At 62.9% G+C, this 4,706-nt stretch carries 4 protein-coding genes; 2 read left to right on the top strand and 2 right to left on the bottom strand.

What is annotated here, in order from left to right:
* Positions 1–280 precede the first annotated feature (280 nt).
* Positions 281–1,948: a 2-isopropylmalate synthase gene (gene leuA / locus VLR48_RS08585; RefSeq protein ID WP_325291381.1), complete on the bottom strand. Its 1,668-nt coding sequence runs from the start codon at positions 1,946–1,948 to the stop codon at positions 281–283.
* A gap of 175 nt (positions 1,949–2,123) precedes the next feature.
* Here leuA and VLR48_RS08580 point away from each other — a divergent pair, with 175 nt between their 5' ends.
* Positions 2,124–2,588: an Lrp/AsnC family transcriptional regulator gene (locus tag VLR48_RS08580; RefSeq protein ID WP_325291380.1), complete on the top strand. Its 465-nt coding sequence runs from the start codon at positions 2,124–2,126 to the stop codon at positions 2,586–2,588.
* Positions 2,589–2,830: 242 nt separating this feature from the next.
* Here VLR48_RS08580 and VLR48_RS08575 read toward each other — a convergent pair whose 3' ends face one another.
* Positions 2,831–3,604, bottom strand: coding sequence for a rhodanese-like domain-containing protein (locus VLR48_RS08575; RefSeq protein WP_325291379.1), 774 nt, complete (start codon positions 3,602–3,604; stop codon positions 2,831–2,833).
* Between the two features lie 426 nt (positions 3,605–4,030).
* Between VLR48_RS08575 and VLR48_RS08570 the strand changes: the two genes are divergently transcribed.
* The gene (locus VLR48_RS08570; protein ID WP_325291378.1) at positions 4,031–4,420 is read left to right on the top strand and encodes a hypothetical protein; all 390 of its coding nucleotides are present in this window, start codon (positions 4,031–4,033) and stop codon (positions 4,418–4,420) included.
* The last annotated feature ends 286 nt before the right edge of the window (positions 4,421–4,706 follow it).

The following is a 4,706-nucleotide window of genomic DNA, read 5'->3' as shown; positions in this document are numbered from 1 at the left end:
CCATCGTCCTCATCCGTAAGGTGCAGGGGGAGTTTCTTCGGGCACCCTTGCCTTCGCCTACGTGTTCCCTTCTCCCAAGGGCCACGGTTGGACTTGCACCAACTAGCCGACTAGCATGCCGGTCACACATGGGTTTCGCTGACGCTCTACCCATCCTATGCGTCCATCCAAATGTTCACCCTGTTTCTGAATCGTCACTAAACCGCGCCGGATCCGCCAGTGATCCAGTCTGCCGGGGCCGATCCCATCCAAAAACAGCGCAGACTACGCCGGGCGCGGTTTAGGCCGCCCGAGCCTGCCGGACCTCGCCGCGATTCAGGGCAGACAGGACGGCGCCCAGAGAGGCGGCCACCGTATCGCGATCGATCGCCGCGCCGGCGATCCGCTGCGATCCGAGCTCCAGCTGAACATAGGCGATGGCCTCGGCATCCGTGCCCTCGCCGATTGCATGCTCCTGATAATCCAGGATACGCACCGGCTGACCGGTCCAGCGCGACCAGGCATCGACGAAGGCGGCCATGGCGCCCTCCCCTTCACCGCTCAGCCGATACTCGCCGTCCGGTCCCGCGATACGGGCCTCGATCACATCGTGCCCGTTCCGATCCAGCCGATAACCGAGCAACCGGACCGGGCTTTGATCGACGACGAAATGGTCCATGAAGATGCGGTGGATGCTCTCGGCATCCATCTCCCCGCCGCACCGCTCGCTCTGCGCCTGGACCAAACGGGCCAGCTCGACCTGCATCCAGCGCGGCAGCGTGAGCCCGAAGTCGCGCTCCATGACGAAGGCGACCCCGCCCTTCCCGGACTGGCTGTTGACCCGAATCACCGCCTGATAGCTGCGGCCCAGATCGCGCGGGTCGATGGGCAGATAGGCGACCTGCCAGGGCTCCTCGTGGTTCTGCCGCATCAAACACTTGCGGATCGCATCCTGATGACTGCCGGAGAAGGCGGTATAGACCAGCTCGCCCACCCAGGGGTGGCGCGGATGCAGCGCCGTGCCGGTGCATTCCTCGACGACCTGGATGATCTCGTCCGGGTCGCTTAGGTCCAGGCCCGGATCGATGCCTTGGCTGTAGAGGTTCATCGCCAGGGTCACGATGTCCAGGTTGCCGGTGCGCTCACCGTTGCCGAGCAGGGTCCCCTCGACCCGGTCCGCGCCCGCCAACAGGGCTAGCTCCGCCGCGGCAGCCGCACCACCGCGATCGTTGTGGGTGTGTACCGACAGGACGATCGCGTCGCGCCGCGAGATGTGGGTCGCGAAATACTCGACCTGATCGGCGAAGACATTCGGGCTTGCGACCTCGACCGTCGCCGGCAGATTGAGGATGCACGGACGTTGCGGGGTCGGCTGCCAGACGTCCAAGACCGCCTCGCAGACCTCGACGGCATAATCCGGCTCGGTGGCCGTGAAGCTCTCGGGCGAATACTGGAAGGTCCAGCGCGTCTCGGACCGGCGTTGCGCCTCGCGCAGGACCCACTCGGCACCCTGACGAGCAATCGCCTTCACGCCCGCACGATCCTGACCGAACACCCATTCGCGCTGAACCGGCGAGGTCGAATTGTAGAGATGGACGATCGCGCGCGGGGCACCGTCCAGCGCATCGAAGGTGCGGCGGATCAGATCCTCGCGCGCCTGGACCAAGACCTGAACGGTCACGTCCTCGGGGATCTTGTCCTCCTCGATCAACCAGCGCACGAAGTCGAAGTCCGGCTGGCTCGCGGCCGGGAAGCCGATCTCGATCTCCTTGAAGCCAAGCTTGACCAAGAGCGCCCAAAGACGACGCTTCTGGGCGACCCCCATCGGCTCCAACAGCGCCTGGTTGCCGTCGCGCAGATCCACACTCGCCCAGATCGGAGCCCGCTCGACGACACGGCTCGGCCAGCGGCGGTTGGGCAGATCCACTACCGGACCGCGACGATACTTTCGGGGGTCAAAACGGGTCATGCTGTTCTCCGGGGCTGGTTGGCCGACGGGGATAGAATAGGCTCGACAGGCACGCAGATGATTGCGAAGATGCCTTCTTTCCGGATCATTTGCGCAAGAATCTGCCACTCTTTGCGGTCTATTCAGCGGATTGCCAATCGCCACCCCGGAAGACCGATCGGACGGAGCAACCCCAATGAAGCTGGACCGTTACGACCGCCGGATCCTCGAGGAGCTGCAACACGACGGACGCATCAGCAATCAGGAGCTGGCCGACCGCATCGGCCTGTCGCCGTCGCCTTGTCTGCGGCGCGTCCGTGCACTCGAAGAGTCCGGCATCATCCGCGGCTATGCTGCCCTGCTCGATGCCAAGACGCTCGGGCTCAACCTCATGGCGCTCCTGAGCATCTCGATGGACAAACATACCCCGGAGCGTTTCGAGCGCTTCGACGCCGCCGTCACGGCTATCCCCGAGGTGCAGGAATGTCTCTTGATCACCGGACGCGACGCCGACTACCAGCTCAAGGTCGTCGTGCGCGACATGGACGCCTATCAGGACCTGCTGCTTAACAAGATCACGCGTATCGAAGGGGTGACCGGGGTACATTCGAGCTTTGTTTTGCGGCGCGTGGTCGAGCGAGCGAGTCTCCCGCTGGATTGATGCCTACGCACCGATCCCGTGGATCTCTTGCAACGAGGGGGTCTACCGATCGTGCGCGGAGGATTTGCCGCATTGCCGTCAACCCGCTGCGAACCGACCGCGTCCTCCATTGCGGGGAAAACCGGCGATGCCATAACGCCCGGCGGCTCGGTTGAATTCGCCGGATCAGAAGGAGAGGTTCGCGAGTCCCTACCGATTGGCCCGACAGGCAATCAGCCTGTCGGGCCAAGGTCCGCGACAATCTAGCGGTTGGAATTGCCTTTAGGCGGCCGTGCAGCCTGGGGTGGCGTGTCGGACTCCTCGACGTATTGGGCGTACTGCGAAACGTCGTTCATGTAAGCCAGGGGGCGACGGATCTGCGTCGAGAAGGGCAGATCGGCGAAGTTACGCCAGCCGTCCTTGTCCGGGTTCTTGTCTGCCGTGTGCGAGAAAATGTCTGCGGTGTCGACGTTCAATTCCTTGTCGTTGTTCAGATCGAGCGGGATTGGTTTGCCTTCTTCGTCGAGCGCAATCCTGCCTCCGTAGAACGCATAGAGATACTGGCCGACAAAGCCGGGCCAGTGGTTGCGCACGTTGGTGAAGGGATCGCCGAACCGCACGAAATCACCGTTGATCTCGATCCCGCCCCTGGCCAGGATGTTGGCGGCCGCGATGCTGCGCGAGCCGGTCCGGCACACGGTCACCAAAGGGGTATCAAGCTTGCCCTTCACGATGTCGTAGACCTCCCAGTAGAACGCGACGGGGTCTTGGTCGTTTCCGCCGTAGATGTTCGGATAGGGTACGTTGTAGGCCCGCTCCGGGTGCCCGGCTGAATACTCGCGCAGCGTGCGGACATCGAGGATCACGGCCGCATTCTGCATCATGGCGAGATAGGCTTCGGAATTGCTGATCTCCGAGTTGTAGAAGCGCTCACGGTTGTAGCGGTTGCCGTCACCGACGTCTTGTGCGAACACATAACCGCTGCAGGCCATACATGCGGCGAGACTGACCACCGGGAGGGTCTTTGTTGGTTTCATCGAAACTCCTCAATCCATATTATCGTGGCCCTCTCGCGCCACCGGAACAGCAGAACGACTGCGCTGCCCGCATGCGAGCAGATCGCCGATCCATCGGTCAATGATCACGCTTGAGGGGTGGAGGCCCGGCTCGGGTTGCAGGTGAAAGCCCCGCCAAAAGTTCCGCTCCAGCCGAGGCCGAAAATGAGCCTCGCCTCCGCGCCAGGCCATGTCAATACCAGAAACTGTATGGACTTTGAGAGTAATGAGGCAAAAATGGTCCTCGGTCGGCTCGATGCCGAGCCGGTACTCGAAATCCCAACGAGATATCCACGTCGCGAGAGGACGCCGACCGAGCCGACCGCATTCGAATGAATCCGACCGCCGGCACGCCGAATGCCTGAATCTCCAGCGAAAGCCTCCTCTATCGGAGGCGAGGAGAAGACCATGAACGATCTACAACTCCAAACCCAGACGCAGACAGGCACGACACAGGATCAGGAACTTGCACGCAGGCTCCGCGGGGCCTTGACGGAAGCGTCACTTCGAAACGAAAACGTTCTATACGCGCGTACCAGAGGCGTCAGCCAGAACAACGGATTGTTCGGATTTCGACCCGGTTATCTCAACGACGCGAGCGGCGAGGCGGTGCTGTCGCGTTTTGCGAACGGAACGCCGGCGCCCGTGCATTTGCTCGACGGCCTGCCCGAGTCCTGGGTCCTCGACCGCGATCATGAAGGTCATGTCATCTCGACACGCCAGGGCATCGTCTCCGGATTCATCCGCGACGGTCGGTTCTATACGCTTGAAGAGGCCATCACGGCGACCGCGCACTGAGCCCTGATAACGACTCGCAACAGATTCTCCGCGGGTGCAAGGACGCACCACCTCCCCGAACGACAGCAGCGACACCCGTCCGTCGGACCCTTCCGTGCAGTGCTTGGAGTCGTCATCGCGGCGTCGAGTCACCGCCCCGCCATCGCCTCCTCCGCCAGCCGGTGCCCGAGGTCGATCAGTTCGCGTGCGCGGTGGAACTCGTGCGCGGCGCAGGCGTCGCGCGGGACCTCGATCACCACGTCCGGACGATAGGCGGCGAGCTTGACCGCCGCGATTGCGTTCTGCA

Source organism: Thiocapsa sp. (genome assembly GCF_035467215.1).
Lineage (GTDB): Bacteria > Pseudomonadota > Gammaproteobacteria > Chromatiales > Chromatiaceae > Thiocapsa.
The sequence above is the reverse complement of the archived record's forward strand: the minus strand, read 5'-3'. Positions and strand labels throughout refer to the sequence as shown.

Bases quoted from the DNA above. Each gene is read 5' to 3' on its own strand.
- leuA (WP_325291381.1), bottom strand. From the start codon at position 1,948: ATGACCCGTTTTGACCCCCGAAAGTATCGTCGCGGTCCGGTAGTGGAT.
- VLR48_RS08580 (WP_325291380.1), top strand. From the start codon at position 2,124: ATGAAGCTGGACCGTTACGACCGCCGGATCCTCGAGGAGCTGCAACAC.
- VLR48_RS08575 (WP_325291379.1), bottom strand. From the start codon at position 3,604: ATGAAACCAACAAAGACCCTCCCGGTGGTCAGTCTCGCCGCATGTATG.
- VLR48_RS08570 (WP_325291378.1), top strand. From the start codon at position 4,031: ATGAACGATCTACAACTCCAAACCCAGACGCAGACAGGCACGACACAG.